This is a genomic window from Streptomyces racemochromogenes, assembly GCF_044129415.1.
Lineage (GTDB): Bacteria > Actinomycetota > Actinomycetes > Streptomycetales > Streptomycetaceae > Streptomyces > Streptomyces racemochromogenes_A.
Genome location: NZ_JBBDHD010000002.1, coordinates 107,040 through 125,504, shown reverse-complemented (window position 1 = coordinate 125,504; position 18,465 = coordinate 107,040). Strand labels below are relative to the sequence as shown.

Below are 18,465 nucleotides of genomic sequence, written 5' to 3'. Positions count from 1 at the left end.
TCCCCGGAGGGCCTACCAGCCCTCCAGGGGCGGTGAGACGTGACTGGGCGGCGTCACCCACGGGTGCGCCAGCGCCGCCCACACCGCGAAGGCCGCCGCCGCGGCCCACAGCACCGCCCAGCCGAACCGGCGCAGGGCGCGGCGCCGGCGCAGCAGCCGCCGCCCCCGGGCCGCGGCGGCCGAGGCCAGACCGGCCGGAACCGCCGGATGCGGCCCCTCCAGCAGCTGTCTGACCTGCGATTCCTTGCGGTCGTACGCGCTCATGGCGTCCCCGCCGAAGAACGCACCGTCTCGCGCAGCGCGGCCACCGCCCGGTTGCGCAGGGCCTCGACCCGCTCCGGCGCGAGCCCCAGCTGCGCGGCCGTGACCTCCTCGGCGACGCCCTCGTACACCCGCATCACCAGCACCAGCCGCTGGACCGGGCTCAGCGGCGCGAGGACCCCGCTCCCGGGCGGCAGCCGCCGCGCGGCGCGCGCGTACAGGGCGCAGAGCTCCTGGCGGGTGTGGTCGTACGGGTCGTCGCCGCGCAGCCGCTCCCAGTGCGCGTACGTACGGGCCAGCGCGCCGGCGAGGATGCGGTGCGCGGCGTACGCCTGCGCCGGGGGCTCGGCCGTCAGCAGGACCGCGACGTGCAGGAGCCGCCCCGCCGCGCCCGCGACGAAGGCCTCGAACTCCGGGTCCCGCACCGCACGCCGGTCCACGGCACCCATGGTGCGGCCTGCGCCACCACCCCGGTCAAGGGGTGGGACGCCGCGGGATCTCCCGCCGTTTCAGGAGGCGGGGCCGCCCTCGGCGCCGGCGGACATCAGCTCCGACAGCGAGCCGTTGAAACGGGTCAGCAGCCGTGTGAACACCTCGCGCTCGTCCTCCGCCCAGCCCTCCGTCACCCGGGCCATCAGCTCGCGCCGCGAGGAGCGGACCTCCTCCAGCCGCGCCAGCCCGCGCGGGGACAGCGCGAGGACCACGGCCCGGCCGTCCTCGGGGTGCGAGGTGCGCTTGACCAGCCCGCTGTCGACGAGCGGGGCCACCTGCCGGGTGACGGTGGAGGAGTCGATGCCCATGCCGGCCGCGAGCGCCTTGACGCCCATCGGGCCTTCGAGGTCGAGCCGGTTCAGCAGCAGGTACGCGGCCCGGTCCATGGAGTTGCGGGCCTGGCCGACCCCGCCGAGGCGGGTCTGCTCGGCCCGGCGGGCGAAGACGGCGACCTGGTGCTGGAGCGCGTCCAGGAGTCCGGATCCGGCGGGCGCTTCGGCCGCCGTGGGCAGGTCGGAACTGGCCGGGATGGAGGGCATGGCCGTGGCTCTCTTCGCGTGGGGCCGACAAGGATGGGGGACAGAGTACGCGGCCGCGCGGCGGCTCGTACGCCGCGTTTGACAACTGATACGCCCCGTCCGCGCGGCCGCCCCCGGCTCGTTCCGCATGGCGAGATCTCGCCCCCCTCCGCCGGCCCGCCCGGGCTCTGCCCCGAGGCCGCGCGGACGGTCCCTCCATCCCTGCGCCGGGGCCTGCGGGGGCTGCGAGACTGGCCGCATGAACTACCGCGTGCAGCCCGTTCCGCAGGTGATCCTCGACGACGTCCGGGGGGCTCAGAAGATGCTGTCCGGGGTGTCCCGGGTGACCGCCATGGAGGGCAGCCGGCACCTCACCGCCCTCGTGGGCGCCCCGGTCCACCTCAAGTGCGAGAACCTCCAGCGCACCGGCTCCTTCAAGCTGCGCGGCGCGTACGTGCGCATCGCGGGTCTGCGCCCCGAGCAGCGCGCCGCCGGCGTCGTCGCGGCCAGCGCCGGCAACCACGCCCAGGGCGTGGCGCTGGCCTCCTCCCTGCTCGGGGTCCGCTCCACCGTGTTCATGCCGGTGGGCGCCCCGCTGCCCAAGGTGGCGGCCACCCGGGAGTACGGCGCCGAGGTGCGGCTGGAGGGGCAGGTCGTCGACGAGACCCTGGCCGCCGCGCAGGAGTACGCGGACCGCACCGGGGCGGTGTTCATCCACCCCTTCGACCACCGCGACATCATCGCCGGCCAGGGCACCGTCGGACTGGAGATCCTGGAGCAGTGCCCCGAGGTCCGCACGATCCTCGTCGGGGTCGGCGGCGGCGGGCTGGCCGCGGGCATCGCGGTGGCGGTCAAGGCGCTGCGCCCGGACGTGAAGGTGATCGGCGTTCAGGCGGCGGGCGCGGCCGCTTACCCGCCCTCCCTCCGGGCCGGCCACCCGGTGTCGGTCGACCACCCCGTCACGATGGCCGACGGCATCAGGGTCGGCCGCCCCGGCGACGTCCCCTTCGCGATCATCGGGGAACTGCTGGACGACGTACGCACGGTCTCGGAGGACGCCCTGTCCAGCGCGCTGCTGCTGTGCCTGGAGCGGGCCAAGCTGGTCGTCGAACCGGCCGGCTGCGCCCCCGTGGCCGCGCTGCTGTCCGAGCCCGAGCGGTACGCGGGCGGGCCGGTGGTGGCCGTCCTGTCCGGTGGCAACGTCGACCCGCTGCTGCTCCAGCGGATCCTGCGGCACGGCATGGCGGCGGCGGGCCGCTACCTGTCGCTGCGGCTGCGGGTGGCGGACGCCCCCGGCGCGCTGGCGGGGCTGCTGGGGGTGCTGTCGACGGTGGACGCCAACGTGCTGGACGTCAGCCACGTACGGACCGACCCGCGCCTGGGGCTCACCGAGGTCGAGGTGGAACTGCACCTGGAGACGAAGGGGCCCGAGCACTGCAGGGAGGTCGCCCGCACGCTGCACGGCGCGGGGTACCGGGTGATGGGCTGAGCCCGCCGGGGGAACGCACGTACGCAGCGCGCGACCCATGGCGGAACGCGATATGACGCGATAGGGTGCGGTGGTCGCGCCGGGCGGCCCTGGCCCGGCGCTCCTACGATTTGCCTAGTACCGCCCCGATCCGACTGATCGCTCTGATCGCTGGGAGAATCCGTATGCCGGGCGCCATCTACGCCGAAGCCCTGGTCAAGACCTTCGGCGACGTACGGGCACTGGACGGCGTGGACCTCGACGTCCCCGAGGGAACCGTGCTGGGCCTCCTCGGCCCGAACGGCGCGGGCAAGACCACGACCGTACGCGTCCTGACCACCCTCCTGCGGCCCGACAGCGGCCGCGCCGTCGTCGCCGGGATCGACGTCCTCAAGCACCCCAACGACGTCCGCCGCTCCATAGGCCTCTCCGGCCAGTTCGCCGCCGTCGACGAATACCTCACCGGCCGCGAGAACCTCCGGATGGTCGGCCAGCTCTACCAGATGAGCGGGCGCGCGGCCAAGGCACGGGCCGCCGAACTCCTGGAGCGCTTCAACCTCGCCGAGGCCGCCGACCGCACCGCCAAGACCTACTCGGGCGGCATGCGCCGGCGCCTCGACCTCGCGGCCGCCCTCGTCGTCCGCCCGCCGGTGATGTTCATGGACGAGCCCACCACCGGCCTCGACCCGCGCAACCGCCAGGCCCTCTGGGACGTCATCGAGGAACTGGTCGCGGGCGGCACCACCCTCCTGCTCACCACCCAGTACCTGGAGGAGGCCGACCGCCTCGCCCACGACATCTGCGTGGTCGACCACGGCAGGGTCATCGCCCGCGGCACCTCCGACCAGCTCAAGGCCCGGACGGGCGGCGAACGCGTCGAGGTCGTCGTCCACGAACGCGACCACATCGCCACCGCCCGCGAGGTCCTCGCGGGCTTCGGCAGGGGCGAGACCACCGTCGAGGAGCACACCCGCAAGCTCACCGTCCCCGTGCAGGGCGGCGCCAAGCTGCTCGCCGAGGTCATCCGCGAGCTGGACCTGCGAGGCATCGAGATCGACGACATCGGCCTGCGCCGCCCCACCCTCGACGACGTGTTCATCTCCCTCACCGGCCACGCCGCGCAGCTGACCGGGGAGGGCGCCGACGGCGCCGGCCCGCCGCAGGCCGGGGGCCGCGGCGACGCCCTGAAGGAGAAGGAGGCGGCACAGTGACCACCACCTCCCCGGCCACCGGCCTCACGGCCCCCCGCCCGCGCGGCGGCATCGTCGGGAGCGCCAAGGACTCCCTGGTCATCGCCCGGCGGAACCTGCTGAGGATGTCCAGGATTCCCGAGGTGATCGTCTTCGGGCTGGTCCAGCCGGTCATGTTCGTCGTGCTGTTCAGCTACGTCTTCGGCGGCTCGATCGCCGTCGGCGGCAGCACCTCCCCGCAGGCCTACCGCGAGTTCCTGATGGCCGGCATCTTCGCCCAGACCGTCACCTTCGCCACCGCCGGAGCGGGCGCGGGCATCGCCGACGACATGCACAAGGGCCTGATCGACCGCTTCCGCTCCCTGCCCATGGCCCGCGGCGCCGTCCTGACCGGCCGCACCCTCGCCGACCTCGTCCAGACGACCCTGACCCTGGTCGTCCTCGCGGTCGTCGCCCTGCTCGTCGGCTGGCGCACCCACACCAGCCCCGTCGAGGTCCTCGCCGGATTCGCCCTGCTGCTCCTGCTCGGGTACGCCTTCTCCTGGATCGGCGCCCTGATCGGCCTGTCGGTGCGTACCCCGGAGGCCGCCACCTCGGGCGGGCTGATCTGGCTCTTCCCGCTGACGTTCATCTCGAACGCCTTCGTCCCCTCCGAGAACATGCCGCCCTTCCTGCGGACCATCGCGGAGTGGAACCCCTTCAGCGCCACCGTCCAGGCGGCCCGCGTGCTCTTCGGCAACCTCCCCGAGGGCTACCCCGTGCCGGACGCCTGGCCCATGCAGCACCCCGTCGTGGCGTCGGTCCTGTGGTCGGTACTGATCATCGTGGGCTTCCGCACCCTCGCCGTGCGCAAGTACCGGTCGGCCACCGCCTGAGCCCGGGCGTGCGAGAGCCCCCGCCGGAACCGGTCCGGCGGGGGCTCTCGCGTACGGCCTGGGCCTCGTGAAGGGGCGGCTCAGCCGTTGAACGGCTTCACGGCCATGACCTTGACGGTGGCCTTCTTGCCGTTCGGCAGCTCGTACTGGGCGTCCTCGCCGACCTTCTTGCCCAGCACGCCCGCGCCCAGCGGGGACTGCGGGGAGTAGGTCTCGAAGTCGTCGGAGGCGTACTCGCGGGAAGCGAGCAGGAACTCCAGCGTGTCGTCCTCGTCGCCGTCGAACGCGATGGTCACGAGCATGCCCGGGGCCACCTCGCCCTCGGCCGTCGTGGGCGCGGTGCCGACCTTGGCGTTCTCCAGGAGCTGGGTGAGCTGGCGGACGCGGAGCTCCTGCTTGCCCTGCTCCTCCTTGGCCGCGTGGTAGCCGCCGTTCTCACGCAGGTCGCCCTCCTCGCGGGCAGCCGCGATCTTCATGGCGATCTCCGTGCGGGCGGGACCAGAGAGGTAGTCCAGCTCGGCCTTCAGCTGGTCGTACGCCGCCTGGGTCAGCCAGGTGACGCTCTCGCTCGTCTGGGTCACGGGTGCTCCTCGTCGGTACAGGGGACTACAAAGCCGCCGGTGGCGGGCGAAACCACGAGCCTAACAATTCGGGAAGAAAAGGGGGAGGACACCCTGTGTATGAAGTGTGTCATTGACCCCGGGGGGCGCGCGCGTCCTCCCAGGCGGTGCTGGTCCCGAAGTACGTGTCGTACAGCTCCTGGACCTCCAGCAGGCTCTCCGGCGGCACCTTCCCGCAGCGGATGCGCTCCAGGTGGCGGAAGTACTCGAACCGCTCCACTCCCGGGGTGATGACCACCAGCATCTCGGCGCTCTCCCCGGGCGGAGCGGCGAAGGCGTGCTGCTGCCCCGGCGGCACGACGACCAGGTCGCCGGCCTCGGCGGTGACCACCTTGTCGCCGGCCAGCAGCTGGGCCGTCCCGTCGATCATGTAGAACATCTCGGCGGACCGGCCGTGGTGGTGCGGGCGGGCGCCGTCGGAGCCCGCCCGCAGGCTCACGCGCATGGTGGACAGGAACCCGCCGCCCGTGGAGCTGTCGGCCAGCAGTCGCAGGGAGGAGTCCGGCCCGTAGTGGATCTCCTCCGCGTCGCCGGCGCGGACGACCACCGCGTCGTCGAAATCCGGGATGAACAGTGACATGCGGGCTCCTGGGGCTGCTGGTGTGCGGATGGCGTGACACCCCGGTCCCTACCCCGCCCGGCGCGTGCCGTGAACGCCCCGGGCTGCGGTCGCGGTCAGGATCCGCTTGAAGCGCATGGGGTTCTTCCGTCTGCCGGGCAGGGCACGCGGGGTGTCGCCCGGCAGGTTCAGCGGGCGGTTCCCGCCGCCTGGCAGCCGACCAGCTCGACCATCGTCGCCCGGCCCGTGGTCTTCAGCGTGACCACCTCGTCCACGCGCGTGCTCTCCTGCGGGAACGTGAAGTCCGCCCGGCCGACCTCGGTGTGGTCCTGGTCCTGCGAATCGAGGGTGCAGACACCGGTGACCGAGGCCTCCTTGCGGACCTCCAGGTGCACCTTCACCTCGGAGTCGGAGACGATCTGGAACTTGATCACCTCGGCGCTGACGCTCTGCCCGCCGACGTAGTCCCAGCCGATCCACCCGACGAGGGCCAGCAGCCCCACCCCGAGCACCGACCCGACGACCTTGAGCTTCCGGTCCGCACGCTCGTCCGCCGACCGGCCGTAACGGCCTTCCGGGAGCCCTTCGCGCACCGCGCTCATGATCGATTCCTCTCGCTGGGGAGGGTGAGGCACCCAGGAATTTTCCGTCCCCCGATTCGGTCAATATAGAGGTTGACCGTCGCGCCGAATCACAGAGGATCCTGTCTTGACCGAGCAGCTTCGACTGATGGCCGTGCACGCCCACCCCGACGACGAGTCGAGCAAGGGCGCGGCCACGATGGCCAAGTACGTTTCCGAGGGCGTGCCCGTCCTGGTGGTGACCTGCACCGGCGGTGAGCGCGGTTCCGTACTGAACCCCAAGCTCCAGGGCGACAAGTACATCGAGGAGAACATCCACGAAGTGCGCGCCAAGGAGATGGAGGAGGCCCGCGAGATCCTCGGCGTCGAGCAGGAATGGCTCGGCTACGTCGACTCCGGCCTCCCCGAGGGTGACCCGCTGCCCCCGCTGCCGGAGGGCTGCTTCGCCCTGGCGGACGTCGATGAGGCCGCCGGCGAGCTGGTGAAGAAGATCCGCGCGTTCAAGCCGCAGGTCATCACCACGTACGACGAGAACGGCGGCTACCCGCACCCCGACCACATCATGACCCACAAGATCACGATGGTGGCTTTCGACGGCGCGGCCGACACCGACAAGTTCCCCGAGGCCGAGTACGGCGCCCCGTACCAGCCGCAGAAGCTCTACTACAACCAGGGCTTCAACAAGCCGCGCACCATCGCCCTGCACGAGGCGCTCCTCGCGCGCGGACTGGAGTCCCCCTACGGCGAGTGGCTGGAGCGGTGGAAGGAGTTCGAGCGTAAGGAGCGGACCCTCACCACGCACGTGCCCTGCTCGGACTTCTTCGAGATCCGCGACAAGGCCCTCATCGCGCACGCCACGCAGATCGACCCCGACGGCGGCTGGTTCCGCGTCCCGATGGAGATCCAGAAGGAGGTCTGGCCCACCGAGGAGTACGAGCTCGCGAAGTCGCTCGTCGACACTTCCCTCCCCGAGTCCGACCTCTTCGCGGGCATCCGGGAGAATGCCTAGCTATGAGCGCTATGCAGGCAGCAGTCACCCAGCTCGTTCCGCTGGCCGCCGACACCTTCGACAAGAACAAGGTGACCCCCGGTCTTCTGGGGTTCATCGTGTTCGCGGCCCTCGCCCTCGGCGTGTGGGGCCTGATGAAGTCGATGAGCAAGCACATGGGCCGCGTGGACTTCGAGGAAGCCCCGGAGCCCGCCGCCGCGTCGGCGGCCCCGGCGGCCGACGCGACCAAGGCCTGAGCCACGCGGTACCACGGGTGAGCACCCGCCCCGCCGGAACCCGGCAGGGCGGGGCGCTGCCGTGCGCGCACCCCTCCGTACGGTGAGAGCGGTGCACGCGCCGTGGAGCGGTGCGCGGAAGGCTGAGCGGTGCTCGCGCCGACGGCGGGTGCTCACCCCTGCGAGCGGTGTTCACGCCGGAGAGTGGTGATCGTGCCGCCGAGCGGTGTTCACGCCGGAGTGCGGTGATCGTGCCGGCGGGTGCTCCCCCCCCTGCGAGCGGTGCTCACACCGCCGAGCGGTGTCTACGCCGCAGAGCGGTGCACGCGCCGTCGAGCGCTGATCGCACGCCGGAGAGCGGTGCCCACGTCCGCCGAGCGGTGATCAGCTTCCAGAGCACCGCACCGCTCACGCCGGCGGCGTCGGCAGTGCCACCCCCATGACCTCACGGGCACGGAGGTCCGGCACCAGACCCAGACGCCAGGCCTGCCAGCCCTCTGCCGGGTCCACACCCCGGCCCAGGACCGCCCCGTACGCCTCCACGCACTCCTCCAGACGGTCCCCCCGCAGCCCGTGCGCCCCCTGCGCCAGCCGCGCCAGTTCCGCCCGGGCCGCGTCCGTACCCCCCGCCGTCCCCCCGTAGGGCAGCAGCGTGCAGCGCAGGAACCGCGCCCAGTCCTCCCCGCGCCGGTCCCCGTACGAGCCGAACAGCACCGCCGCCTCCCCGCACAGCGCCAGCGCCTGCGGCACCCGCCCGTTCCCCGCGTCCACCACCGCCAGCTCCAGGCAGGTCCAGCCCTCCCCGTGGGCCAGCCCGATCCGCCGGAAGTCCGCCCGCGCGTCCACCAGCAGCTGCCGGGCGAACCCGGAATTGCGCAGATTCCCCGTCTGCGCCGCCCGCAGGTCCCGCGTCACCCGGCCCGAGTGGTAGCGGGCGTGCGCCAGCCCGTACACGTCCCGCATCCGCGAGAACATCGTCCGGGCCCGCTCCAGCTCCCGCACCGCCCGGTCCAGCCCGCCCTCCTCCTCCAGCGCCTGCCCCAGGTAGTACAGCGTCCACGCCTCGCCCCGCGCGTCCTCCGCCAGCCGGTGCCGGGCCAGGGCGTCCCGCAGCCGCTGGAGCGCCGTCTCCGAGTCCCCGGCGATCACCCGGGCCCGGCCCAGCTGCGTCAGCGCCCATGCCTCACCCCGGTCGTCGCGCGTACGCCCGTACAGACCGAGCGCCAGCAGCAGCTCCTCCTCCGCCCGGGACACGTCACCCACCCGCAGGTGCACCTGCCCCAGCTGGAAGTGCGCCCACGCCTCGCCGTGCACGCTCTCGCTCTCCCGGTGCAGCGCCAGCGACCGCTCCAGCAGTCCCACCGCCTCCCCCAGCCGCCCCAGGTCCCGCTCGACCGCACCCAACGCGTGCAGCGACCACGCCCGGTCACCCGCCAGCTCCTCCGGCTCCTGGAGCACCAGGGCCTCCCGGATCCGGGCCGCCGCCTCCGGCAGGTTCCCCTGGTGGTGCAGGGTGATGCCCAGCGACAACAGGGCCATCGCCGCCCCCGCCTCCTGCCGGGCCTCCTTGTACTGGTCCACCAGCGAGGTCAGCGTCGTCCGCGACTTGTCCAGCTCGCCGAGCTGGCGCGCCGCGATACCGGTGCGCCACTGCACCGACCGGTTCAGCCGCCCCTGGTCCACCGCCCGCGTCAGCTCGTTGATCTCACCCAGCCGGTACAGGTCCCCGCGCAGCAGACAGAAGTCGCACAGCGCCCCCAGCAGATCCAGCACCGCCTGCTGGTCCACCCCCTCCGACTGCCGCAGCGCCGCCGTGATGAAGCTCGACTCGTCGTCCAGCCAGCGCAGCGCCGCGTCCAGCGACGGGAAACCGTGCCCCCCGAAATGGTCCGCCCGGGTCGACATCTTCCCGTCGACCATCCGGATCACCGCGTCCGCCAGCCGCGCGTAGTCCCGGATCAACCGCTCGTGGGCGGCCGCCGCCTCCGCCCGGTCCTCGTCCGCCGCCAGCCGCGCCGCCGCGTACGCGCGCACCGCGTCGTGCACCCGGTACCGCTCCCCGCGCACGAGGTCCAGCAGGCCCGCCCGGGCCAGCTCGCCCAGCAGCCGCCCCGCCTCCACCCGCTCGGCGTCCACCAGCGCCGCGGCCGCCGCCGCACCCAGCGAAGCCCGCCCCGCCAGGGTGAGCCGGCGCAGCAGCCGGCGCCGCTCCTCGGGCAGGCGTACGTAGGCCAGCTCCAGCGCCTGCTCCAGCGCACCCTCCCCGTCCCCGCCCCCGTCCGAGGCCCGCGCCGCCCCCAGCGGAGCCAGCACCCGCAGCGCCAGCGGCAACCCCGCCGCCAGCTCCAGCAGCCCCGCCTCCGCCACCGGCCCCGGCACGGGCTCACCCGCCGCCCGCGCCCCGGCCCGCAGCACCTCCGCCGCCTCCGGCCCGGCCAGCCGCACCACCGGCAACTGGTGCACCCACGCCCCCAGGTCCGCGGGCAGCTCCAGCGGCTCCCGCGCCGTGACCAGCACCAGGCTCTCCGAGCGCTCCGGCACCAGCGCCCGCACCTGTTCCGGGTCCACCGCGTCGTCCAGCACCACCGTCACCGGCAGCCCCTGGAGGTGCTGGTGGTACAGCTCCCCGAGCCGGCGCACCTGCTGCTCGGCCGAGGCCCCCTCCCGGAACAGCAGCTGCTCGCGCGGGGCGCCGAGCCGGTTCAGCAGGTGCAGCAGCGCCTCCCGCGTCGACAGCGGCGCCTCACCCGCGGCCGTCGCCCCGCCCCGCAGGTCCACCACGCACGCCCCACGGAACTGGTCCCGCAGGGCGTGCGCCGCCCGCAGCGCCAGCGCCGTGCGGCCCACCCCCGGCTCACCGTGCAGCACGACCACCACCGGCCGCGTCTCGGTACTCGCCCGCGCCGTCTGCACCCACTGCGCGATCCGCGCCAGCTCCGCCCGCCGGCCGGTGAACAGGGCGTCGGCGTCCGGGAGCTGCCCGAACGACTGCTCCAGCATGCTCCGCCGCCGCGCCTCCGCGCTCCGGTCCGCCCCGCGCAACTGCGGCGGCACGGCGGGCTGTCCGGCCCGTACGGGGGCGGTGACGGGGGCCGCGGTGGCGGTCGTGGCGGCCGCCACGGTCCGCTCCTGCTCCAGGAAGGGCCGGATCCCGCGCACCTCCAGCGCCGTCAGCCACTTCAGCCTCAGCTGCTCCGGCCCGCCCGGGCGCCCCGCCGCCCCGGCCCGCCGGTTCGCGGCGGGCACGTGCACGGCCGCCACCCGGGCCACCGCCGTCGCGGCCCCCGCCGCGCCGACCACGACGCCCGCGCCGAGCGCCGTACCGCCGTCGACGCCGAAGGCCAGGTCCGCCCCGGCGGCGGCCACCGCGGCGACGGCCGTCACCAGCAGCGCCGTCCCGCTGCCGGCCCGCCGGAAGGCCTCCCCGAGCGACTGCGCCCCGGCGGCGGCCTCGTCGAGCGCGGCCACGTAGGCGGCGTACTCCTCGTCCGCCACCCCGGCCAGCCCCCCGAGCGCCTCCCGCCCCCGCGCGAGCAACACCTCACCGTCCACGCCGCCCCCCGCCCGCCGAACCTCCTCCCCGACGACCCGGGCCAGCACCCGCTCCGCCTCGACACGATGGCTGTCCCGCATCGGCATCCTCCTCGGAGAGCTCCGCAAACGTCCGCCAAGTGTCCTGCGCGAAGGTCCACAAGGCGAGCCAATCTGAGCTAGATCAGAGGCAGTTGGGCCACGCACAGCCAACCGCGCGCATATATGCGCGCCGCCCGGACACGAGGCGGCGACACCGCCCCGGACGCCCCGCCTCAGTCGCCGGGCCATGGGGTGAGCATCCGTAACCCGGTCTCTCAATCGCTCGTTGGATCGGATATCGGACGAATTCCCGAGGGAGAACACGCCATGGAGCTCATACCGGTCGCCTCGTACGCACGTACCTCACAGGACTCACGGCACCGCGACGAACGCGGGGTGCGAAACCAACACCGGATCAATGAAAAGACCGCCCGCGACCAAGGCTGCGTCGTCGTGGCCACCTACACCGACAAAGCGCGCAGTGCGACGAAAGGCGACCGGGAGCGGCCGGCTTTCGACCGTCTGTTGGCCGACTTGCACCGCGGCCACGCCTTCACCGCCGGACCGCTGCGCGGCGTCGTCGCCGTCGCGGACGACCGGCTCTACCGAAGGCCGGAGGACTTCATCCGCTTCATGTCGGCGCTGACTTCGGGGCCCGGCCGTGTGTACGTCGGCCGGGACGGATTGCGCGACCCCTACACGAAGGAGGGGCTGCTGCAAGGCGCCGAATCCCTTCAGGGTGCTGTGGCCGAGGGGAGGATGCGCAGCCGGCGGGTCCAGGACTGGCACTGGTCCCGGGCGATGGACGGACTGCCGCACAGCGGCCCGAGGCCGTTCGGGTGGCAGGAGGACCGCCAGAGCCTGCACCCGGTGGAGGCGGAGCTGGTCCGCAAGGCCATCGAGGAGCGGATCGCCGGAGCCTCCGTAGGGGAGGTGGTGCGCGAGTGGGCCGCGCTGGGCGTCACCGGCACTCGCGGGGGACGGCCGAATCCGCAGACGGTCACACAGATCATCACTGCGCCGAGGGTGTGCGGCTTCCGGGCCAACCGCGGCGAGCTGCTGATGGATCCGGAGACGGGTCGGCCGTTGATCGGTGTGTGGCAGGCGATCGTGACCCCTGGGCAGTGGGAAGCCGTCTGTGCGACGTTCTCGGCAGGAAGCCTGTACATGCACCGGGGCCCGCTCAGTCCGCGGCTGACCGGCCGCAAGGCCGGCCCGAAGTATCTGGCGACCGGGTTCCTGCGCTGCGGTGCGGAGACAGAGGGGGGCGGCGTATGCGGCCAGCCGATGGGCGGGGGCAAGGCGGCGAGTCGCAAGAGCCCGTACAACTACATCTGCACGGCGGGCCGTGGCTGCGGGCGCTGCGCCATCAGCGGCCCTCTTGTGGAGGAGGCCATCGCGAGGTTGCTCTTTCCGGCAAACGGAAAGGGGAAGGTAAGGCTCCCCGAGTCCATGAGGGAGAGGTGGCAGTCCGGCGAAATGGGCTTCGAGGAGAAGCGGAGGGTGATCGGCTCGGTCTTCGCCCACCTCGTGATCACGCCCGGCCGAAAAGGCTGCCACACCTGGGATTACTCCCGTGTGGTCCCCGTCTGGAAATGGGCCGATCGTCTCTCCTCGGCCGAACCGGCGGCCTGATGGCCCCGCCCGCGAGGCGGGAGCCGGGCGGTGCGGCAGGATGGGCGTATGCCGAACCGCCTCGCGAACGAGACCTCGCCGTATCTGCTCCAGCACGCCGACAACCCGGTCGACTGGTGGCCGTGGTCGCCGGAGGCATTCGAGGAGGCGCGTGAGCGAGGGGTACCCGTGTTGCTCAGTGTCGGCTATTCGAGCTGCCATTGGTGCCATGTGTTCGAATTCGAGAGTTTCGAGGACGAGCTGACCGCCGCCTACATGAACGAGCACTTCGTCAACATCAAGGTCGACCGCGAGGAGCGGCCCGATGTCGACGCCGTGTACATGGAGGCCGTGCAGGCGGCGACCGGGCAGGGCGGGTGGCCCATGACCGTGTTCCTCACCCCCGACGCCGAGCCCTTCTACTTCGGGACCTACTTCCCGCCCGAGCCCCGGCACGGCATGCCCTCCTTCATGCAGGTGCTCGAAGGCGTGCGGGGTGCCTGGGTCGGGCGGCGCGAGGAGGTGGCCGAGGTCGCGCAGCGGATCGTGCGGGACCTCGCCGGGCGGCAGCTGGACTACGGGAAGGCCGGGGTGCCCGGGCCCGAGGAGCTGGGGCGGGCGCTGCTCGGGCTGACGCGCGAGTACGACGCCGTGCGGGGCGGGTTCGGCGGGGCGCCGAAGTTCCCGCCGTCCATGGTGCTGGAGTTCCTGCTGCGCCACCACGCCCGGACGGGGTCCGAGGGGGCCCTCCAGATGGCCGCCGACACCTGTGAGGCCATGGCCCGGGGCGGGATCTACGACCAGCTCGGCGGGGGGTTCGCGCGGTACTCCGTGGACCGGGAGTGGGTCGTGCCGCACTTCGAGAAGATGCTGTATGACAACGCCCTGCTCTGCCGGGTGTACGCGCATCTGTGGCGGGCCACCGGGTCGGACCTCGCGCGGCGGGTCGCGTTGGAGACAGCCGACTTCATGGTGCGGGAACTGCGCACGGAGCAGGGCGGGTTCGCCTCGGCGCTGGATGCCGACAGCGAGGACCCCGAGAGCGGGCGGCACGTCGAGGGCGCGTACTACGCCTGGACGCCGCAGCAGTTGGCCGACGTGCTCGGGGAGGCGGATGGGGAGCTGGCCGCCGCCTACTTCGGGGTCACCGAGGAGGGGACGTTCGAGCACGGGAAGTCGGTGCTCCAACTGCCGCAGGACGGGCCCGTGGTGGAGGCCGAGCGGATCGCCTCGGTCCGGGAGCGGCTGCTCGAAGCGCGCGGCCGGCGGCCCGCGCCCGGGCGGGACGACAAGGTCGTCGCCGCCTGGAACGGGCTGGCCATCGCCGCCCTCGCCGAGTGCGGGGCCCTCTTCGAGCGGCCGGACCTGGTCGAGCGGGCCATCGAGTCCGCCGACCTGCTGGTACGGGTGCACATGGACGGGACGGCCCGGCTGGCGCGGACCAGCCGGGACGGGCGGGTCGGGGCGAACGCCGGGGTGCTGGAGGACTACGGGGACGTCGCCGAGGGGTTCCTGGCCCTGGCCGCCGTCACGGGGGAGGGGGTGTGGCTGGAGTTCGCCGGGTTCCTCGTCGATCTCGTCCTGGCCCGGTTCACGGCCGAGGACGGCTCGCTCTACGACACCGCGCACGACGCCGAGCGGCTGATCCGCCGCCCCCAGGACCCCACCGACACCGCGGCCCCCTCCGGCTGGACGGCCGCCGCCGGCGCGCTGCTCTCGTACGCCGCGCACACCGGCTCGCGGCCCCACCGGGAGGCGGCCGAGCGGGCGCTCGCGGTGGTGCAGGCCCTCGGGCCGCGCGCCCCGCGCTTCATCGGGCACGGCCTGGCGGTGGCGGAGGCGCTCGTGGACGGTCCGCGCGAGGTGGCCGTCGTGGGGCACCCCGAGGATCCGGCGACGGCCGCCCTGCACCGCACCGCGTTGCTGGGGACGGCTCCCGGGGCGGTGGTGGCGGTCGGGCTGCCGCGTGCGGCCGACGGCAGTGGAGGGGAGTTCCCCCTGCTGGCCGAGCGCACATGCGTGCGCGACCTTCCGACGGCGTACGTGTGCCGGCACTTCGTCTGCGCGCGGCCTACGACGGAACCGGTCGAACTGGCCGACCAGTTGGGTGTGGTTCGTCCCTGAAGGCGTCGGAGTAGCGTCAATTCCGGTTGCGGTACATCAACTCGGAAATGTGGTTTTTAACCAGCCGGTGCCTGAGCTTCACATGTGCTGCCTAGTCTCGTGTCCTCGGGAGTCACCGAGGGGAGTCACCGAGACGCGCACCGGGGGGTGCGCCCGAGGGGGAACGCGGAGGCGGCGGGCCGGGGGGCCCGCGCCACGTCTCCGGGGGGTTTGCCGGTTGCCGCCTGGGGTTGCGGCATGTCTGTGGGGGACGGTTTGTTCACCTCTGTCGTTATTTCCGCCATTTCTCTTGCGCTCTTCTGGATGGCCGCCTTCACCCTGTGGTGGCAGATGCACGCCTGGCGCACGCCGGAGACGCTGGCCTCGACCCGCTTCGACCGCCCCGACGGCGGTGACCGGCTGGCGTTCTCGCTCCTGCTGCCCGCCCGCCACGAGCAGGCCGTTCTGGAACACACCATCGAACGGCTCCTGGAGTCCGGCCACACCGACTACGAGATCATCGTGATCGTCGGCCACGACGACCCGGGGACCGCCGCCGTCGCCGACCGCGCCGCAGCCCGCGCGCCCGAGCACGTGCGCGTCGTCGTCGACCACAACGAGACGAAGAACAAGCCGAAGGCCCTCAACACCGCCCTCCCGCACTGCCGGGGCGACGTCGTCGGGGTCTTCGACGCCGAGGACCAGGTCCATCCCCAGCTGCTCTCGCACGTCGACCACGCCTTCCGCGCCACCGGCGCCGACGTGGTGCAGGGCGGGGTGCAGCTGATCAACTTCCACTCCAGCTGGTACAGCCTGCGCAACTGCCTGGAGTACTTCTTCTGGTTCCGCTCCCGCCTGCACCTGCACGCGGAGAAGGGGTTCATCCCGCTCGGCGGCAACACCGTGTTCGTGCGCACCGAGGTGCTGCGCGAGGCCGGCGGCTGGGACCAGAACTGCCTCGCCGAGGACTGCGACCTGGGCGTGCGGCTCTCCTCGGTCGGCAAGAAGGTGGTCGTGGCGTACGACTCCGACATGGTCACCCGCGAGGAGACCCCGGGCTCGCTGATGAGCCTGCTCAAGCAGCGCACCCGCTGGAACCAGGGCTTCCTCCAGGTCTACCGGAAGAAGGACTGGCAGCGGCTGCCCGGCCGCGGGCAGCGCTGGCTGGCCCGCTACACGCTGATGACCCCCTTCATGCAGGCGGCGTCCGGGGTGATCATCCCGGTCAACTTCGCCGTGGCGGTCTTCCTCGACGTGCCCGTCGGGGTCGCGATCGTCACCTTCCTGCCCATGATCACGGCACTGGTGACCTTCGTCTTCGAGATCGTCGGCCTGCACGACTTCGGCCGCCAGTACGGGCTGCGCGTGCGTTTCGTCCACTACCTCAAGCTCATCGTCGGCGGCCCCTTCTACCAGGTGATGCTGGCGGGTGCCGCGATCCGCGCGGTCTGGCGCGAGCAGCGCGGCCGCAACGAGTGGGAGCTGACCAGCCACACCGGCGCCCATCTGGAGAACGCCGCGGCTCCGGCCGCGGACGCCGCCGCCCCGATCCGAGAGGACGCCCACCGGTGACCGCCACCGTGCGCACGGCCACTGACCCGCAGCCGGAGGACGCCGACGGCACCGCCCAGCTGCTGCCCGTACGCCGGCTGCCCGGCTCCCGGCTCCCCGCCGGCGAGGAAGGCGCCGGCACGGACACCGGCACCAACGCGGACACCGGCACCGGCACCGGCACCGGCACCGGCACGGACACCGGCACCGGCACCGGCACGGACACCGGCACCGGCGGCGGCGGCGGGGGTCTCGGCGTCCGTCCGCCCGCCCCCGTCCGCCCGCTGGTCCGCTTCCGCTCCTCGCGCCCCGACCTGATCCTGTGCGGGACCCTGCTCCTGGTGATCGTCCTCGTCCAGGGCTGGAACATCACGAACTTCCCGACCCTGAGCGACGACGAGGGCACCTACCTCGCCCAGGCGTGGGCGGTCCAGCAGGGCGAGGGCCTGGCGCACTACACGTACTGGTACGACCACCCGCCGCTCGGCTGGATACAGATCGCCGGGCTGACCTGGCTGCCCTCGCTGTTCGTGCCCGACGCGATGACGGTCGCGCCGATGCGCTTGTCGATGCTCGCCGTCTCCGCCGCCGGTTCCGTTCTGATCTACGTACTGGCCCGCCGGCTGTGGCTGCCGCGCTGGGCGGCCGGGCTCGCGATGGGGCTCTTCGGGCTGTCGCCGCTCTCCGTGGTGCTCCAGCGGGAGATCTTCCTCGACAACCTCGCCGTGATGTGGATGCTGCTGGCCTTCTGCCTCGCCGCGTCGCCCAGCCGTCACCTGTGGCACCACTTCGGCTCCGGGCTGGCCGCCGCCACCGCCGTCCTCACCAAGGAGACGATGCTGGTGGTGCTCCCGGCGCTGCTGGTGACGATGTGGCGCCACAGCCACCGTGACACCCGCAAGTTCGCCGTCACCGGGGCCGTCACCGCCTGCGCGCTGATCGGCCTGTCGTACCCGCTGTACGCCCTGCTCAACAACGAGCTGCTGCCCGGCGCCGGACACGTCTCCCTCATCGACGGCATCACCTACCAGATGAGCCGCCCCGGCTCGGGTTTCATCCTGGACCCCGGCTCCGGCTCCAACGGCGTCTTCCGCTCCTGGCTGTACTACGACACCGTGCTCCCGCTCGGCGGGCTGGCCGGCGCCGTCCTGCTGCTGGCCACCCACCGGTGGTCGGTCACCGCCCGGGCGCTCGCGGGTCCGGCCCTGGCCGCCGTGATCCTGGCGGTGGTGGCGATGCGGCCCTCCGGCTACCTCCCGGCGATGTACGTGATCCAGGCCCTGCCCTTCCTCGCCCTGGTGCTCGCCGCCGCCGCGGCCGGCGTCACCCATGCCGTGCTGCGCCGGCGCCGCGGTCCGGGTGAGCGGCGGGCCCTGGTGTGGGGACGCCGGGTGCTGGTCGGCGTCCTCGCCGTCGCCGCGGCCGCGTTCGTGCTGCCGCGCTGGTACGAGGGCGACCGCACCGCCCTCACCGCCGACGCCAACGCCCCCTACCGGCAGGCCGCCGCCTGGCTGGGCCGCGAGGTGCCCGACCCCGCGCACACCCGTGTCCTCGTCGACGACGCGCTCTGGCTCGATGCCGTTCACTCCGGTTTTGCACCCGGACCCGGCGCCATCTGGTTCTACAAGGCGGACCTCGACCCGGCCGTCACCTCGACCCTGCCGCGCGGCTGGCGGGACATCGACTACGTCGTCTCGTCGCCCACCGTGCGTCGTGACGCGGTGGACCTTCCCACGGTGAAGGCTGCTCTGGAGCATTCGACCGCGGTCGCCGTCTTCGGTACGGGCGAGGACCGTATCGAGATCCGCCGCACCGACCGCGAGAGTGGGAGCTGAA

Annotated in this window: 16 protein-coding genes; 9 read left to right on the top strand and 7 right to left on the bottom strand. The window is 72.9% G+C overall.

Translation table 11 applies throughout. From position 1 onward, the window contains the following. Nucleotides 1-12 precede the first annotated feature (12 nt). From WDV06_RS01535 to WDV06_RS01525, 3 genes are read right to left on the bottom strand one after another with little or no spacing between them, the layout of a single operon-like run. Nucleotides 13-264 carry a hypothetical protein gene (locus WDV06_RS01535; RefSeq protein ID WP_395507737.1) on the bottom strand — a complete coding sequence of 84 codons (252 nt, stop codon included), beginning with the start codon at nucleotides 262-264 and terminating at the stop codon, nucleotides 13-15. Further along, a complete protein-coding gene (locus WDV06_RS01530) occupies nucleotides 261-710 on the bottom strand; it encodes an RNA polymerase sigma factor (protein ID WP_395507736.1) in 450 nt (149 codons plus the stop codon). Before WDV06_RS01530 ends, WDV06_RS01535 begins: the two co-directional genes overlap by 4 nt. Nucleotides 711-770: 60 nt before the next feature. Continuing rightward, nucleotides 771-1,292 (bottom strand): MarR family winged helix-turn-helix transcriptional regulator, encoded by a 522-nt coding sequence (locus WDV06_RS01525; RefSeq protein ID WP_395507735.1) that lies wholly within the window; start codon nucleotides 1,290-1,292, stop codon nucleotides 771-773. Nucleotides 1,293-1,530: 238 nt separating this feature from the next. Between WDV06_RS01525 and ilvA the strand changes: the two genes are divergently transcribed. The 3 genes from ilvA (at nucleotide 1,531) to WDV06_RS01510 (ending at nucleotide 4,804) form a co-directional block, all read left to right on the top strand. Continuing rightward, on the top strand, nucleotides 1,531-2,760 hold the full coding sequence (gene ilvA, locus WDV06_RS01520; protein WP_395507734.1) for a threonine ammonia-lyase: 1,230 nt from the start codon (nucleotides 1,531-1,533) through the stop codon (nucleotides 2,758-2,760). Between the two features lie 164 nt (nucleotides 2,761-2,924). After that, the gene (locus WDV06_RS01515) at nucleotides 2,925-3,950 is read left to right on the top strand and encodes an ATP-binding cassette domain-containing protein (protein WP_395507733.1); all 1,026 of its coding nucleotides are present in this window, start codon (nucleotides 2,925-2,927) and stop codon (nucleotides 3,948-3,950) included. Further along, nucleotides 3,947-4,804 (top strand): ABC transporter permease, encoded by an 858-nt coding sequence (locus WDV06_RS01510; RefSeq protein ID WP_395507732.1) that lies wholly within the window; start codon nucleotides 3,947-3,949, stop codon nucleotides 4,802-4,804. Before WDV06_RS01515 ends, WDV06_RS01510 begins: the two co-directional genes overlap by 4 nt. Before the next feature lie 80 nt (nucleotides 4,805-4,884). Here the strand turns inward: WDV06_RS01510 and greA are convergent, their stop codons facing one another. From greA to WDV06_RS01495, 3 genes are all read right to left on the bottom strand, one after another. Further along, a complete protein-coding gene (gene greA, locus WDV06_RS01505) occupies nucleotides 4,885-5,385 on the bottom strand; it encodes a transcription elongation factor GreA (RefSeq protein ID WP_395507731.1) in 501 nt (166 codons plus the stop codon). Between the two features lie 109 nt (nucleotides 5,386-5,494). After that, on the bottom strand, nucleotides 5,495-6,004 hold the full coding sequence (locus tag WDV06_RS01500) for a cupin domain-containing protein (protein WP_395507730.1): 510 nt from the start codon (nucleotides 6,002-6,004) through the stop codon (nucleotides 5,495-5,497). Nucleotides 6,005-6,171: 167 nt separating this feature from the next. Next, nucleotides 6,172-6,585: a DUF4307 domain-containing protein gene (locus WDV06_RS01495; protein WP_395507729.1), complete on the bottom strand. Its 414-nt coding sequence runs from the start codon at nucleotides 6,583-6,585 to the stop codon at nucleotides 6,172-6,174. Between the two features lie 106 nt (nucleotides 6,586-6,691). Between WDV06_RS01495 and mca the strand changes: the two genes are divergently transcribed. Continuing rightward, the gene (gene mca, locus WDV06_RS01490) at nucleotides 6,692-7,573 is read left to right on the top strand and encodes a mycothiol conjugate amidase Mca (protein WP_395507728.1); all 882 of its coding nucleotides are present in this window, start codon (nucleotides 6,692-6,694) and stop codon (nucleotides 7,571-7,573) included. 2 nt (nucleotides 7,574-7,575) lie between these two features. Continuing rightward, a complete protein-coding gene (locus WDV06_RS01485) occupies nucleotides 7,576-7,809 on the top strand; it encodes a hypothetical protein (protein ID WP_395507727.1) in 234 nt (77 codons plus the stop codon). 387 nt (nucleotides 7,810-8,196) lie between these two features. On the opposite strand, the gene WDV06_RS01480 is transcribed toward WDV06_RS01485, so the two are convergent. Beyond that, nucleotides 8,197-11,421: a tetratricopeptide repeat protein gene (locus WDV06_RS01480; RefSeq protein WP_395507726.1), complete on the bottom strand. Its 3,225-nt coding sequence runs from the start codon at nucleotides 11,419-11,421 to the stop codon at nucleotides 8,197-8,199. Between the two features lie 267 nt (nucleotides 11,422-11,688). On the opposite strand from WDV06_RS01480, the gene WDV06_RS01475 reads away from it, so the two are divergent. The 4 genes from WDV06_RS01475 to WDV06_RS01460 all read left to right on the top strand — a co-directional run bounded on the left by WDV06_RS01475 (nucleotide 11,689) and on the right by WDV06_RS01460 (nucleotide 18,464). After that, the gene (locus tag WDV06_RS01475; protein WP_395507725.1) at nucleotides 11,689-12,996 is read left to right on the top strand and encodes a recombinase family protein; all 1,308 of its coding nucleotides are present in this window, start codon (nucleotides 11,689-11,691) and stop codon (nucleotides 12,994-12,996) included. Nucleotides 12,997-13,044: 48 nt separating this feature from the next. Then, nucleotides 13,045-15,099 (top strand): thioredoxin domain-containing protein, encoded by a 2,055-nt coding sequence (locus tag WDV06_RS01470; protein ID WP_395507724.1) that lies wholly within the window; start codon nucleotides 13,045-13,047, stop codon nucleotides 15,097-15,099. 255 nt (nucleotides 15,100-15,354) lie between these two features. After that, nucleotides 15,355-16,650: a glycosyltransferase gene (locus tag WDV06_RS01465; RefSeq protein WP_395507723.1), complete on the top strand. Its 1,296-nt coding sequence runs from the start codon at nucleotides 15,355-15,357 to the stop codon at nucleotides 16,648-16,650. 263 nt (nucleotides 16,651-16,913) lie between these two features. Then, nucleotides 16,914-18,464, top strand: coding sequence for an ArnT family glycosyltransferase (locus WDV06_RS01460; protein ID WP_395507779.1), 1,551 nt, complete (start codon nucleotides 16,914-16,916; stop codon nucleotides 18,462-18,464). Nucleotide 18,465 lies beyond the last annotated feature (1 nt).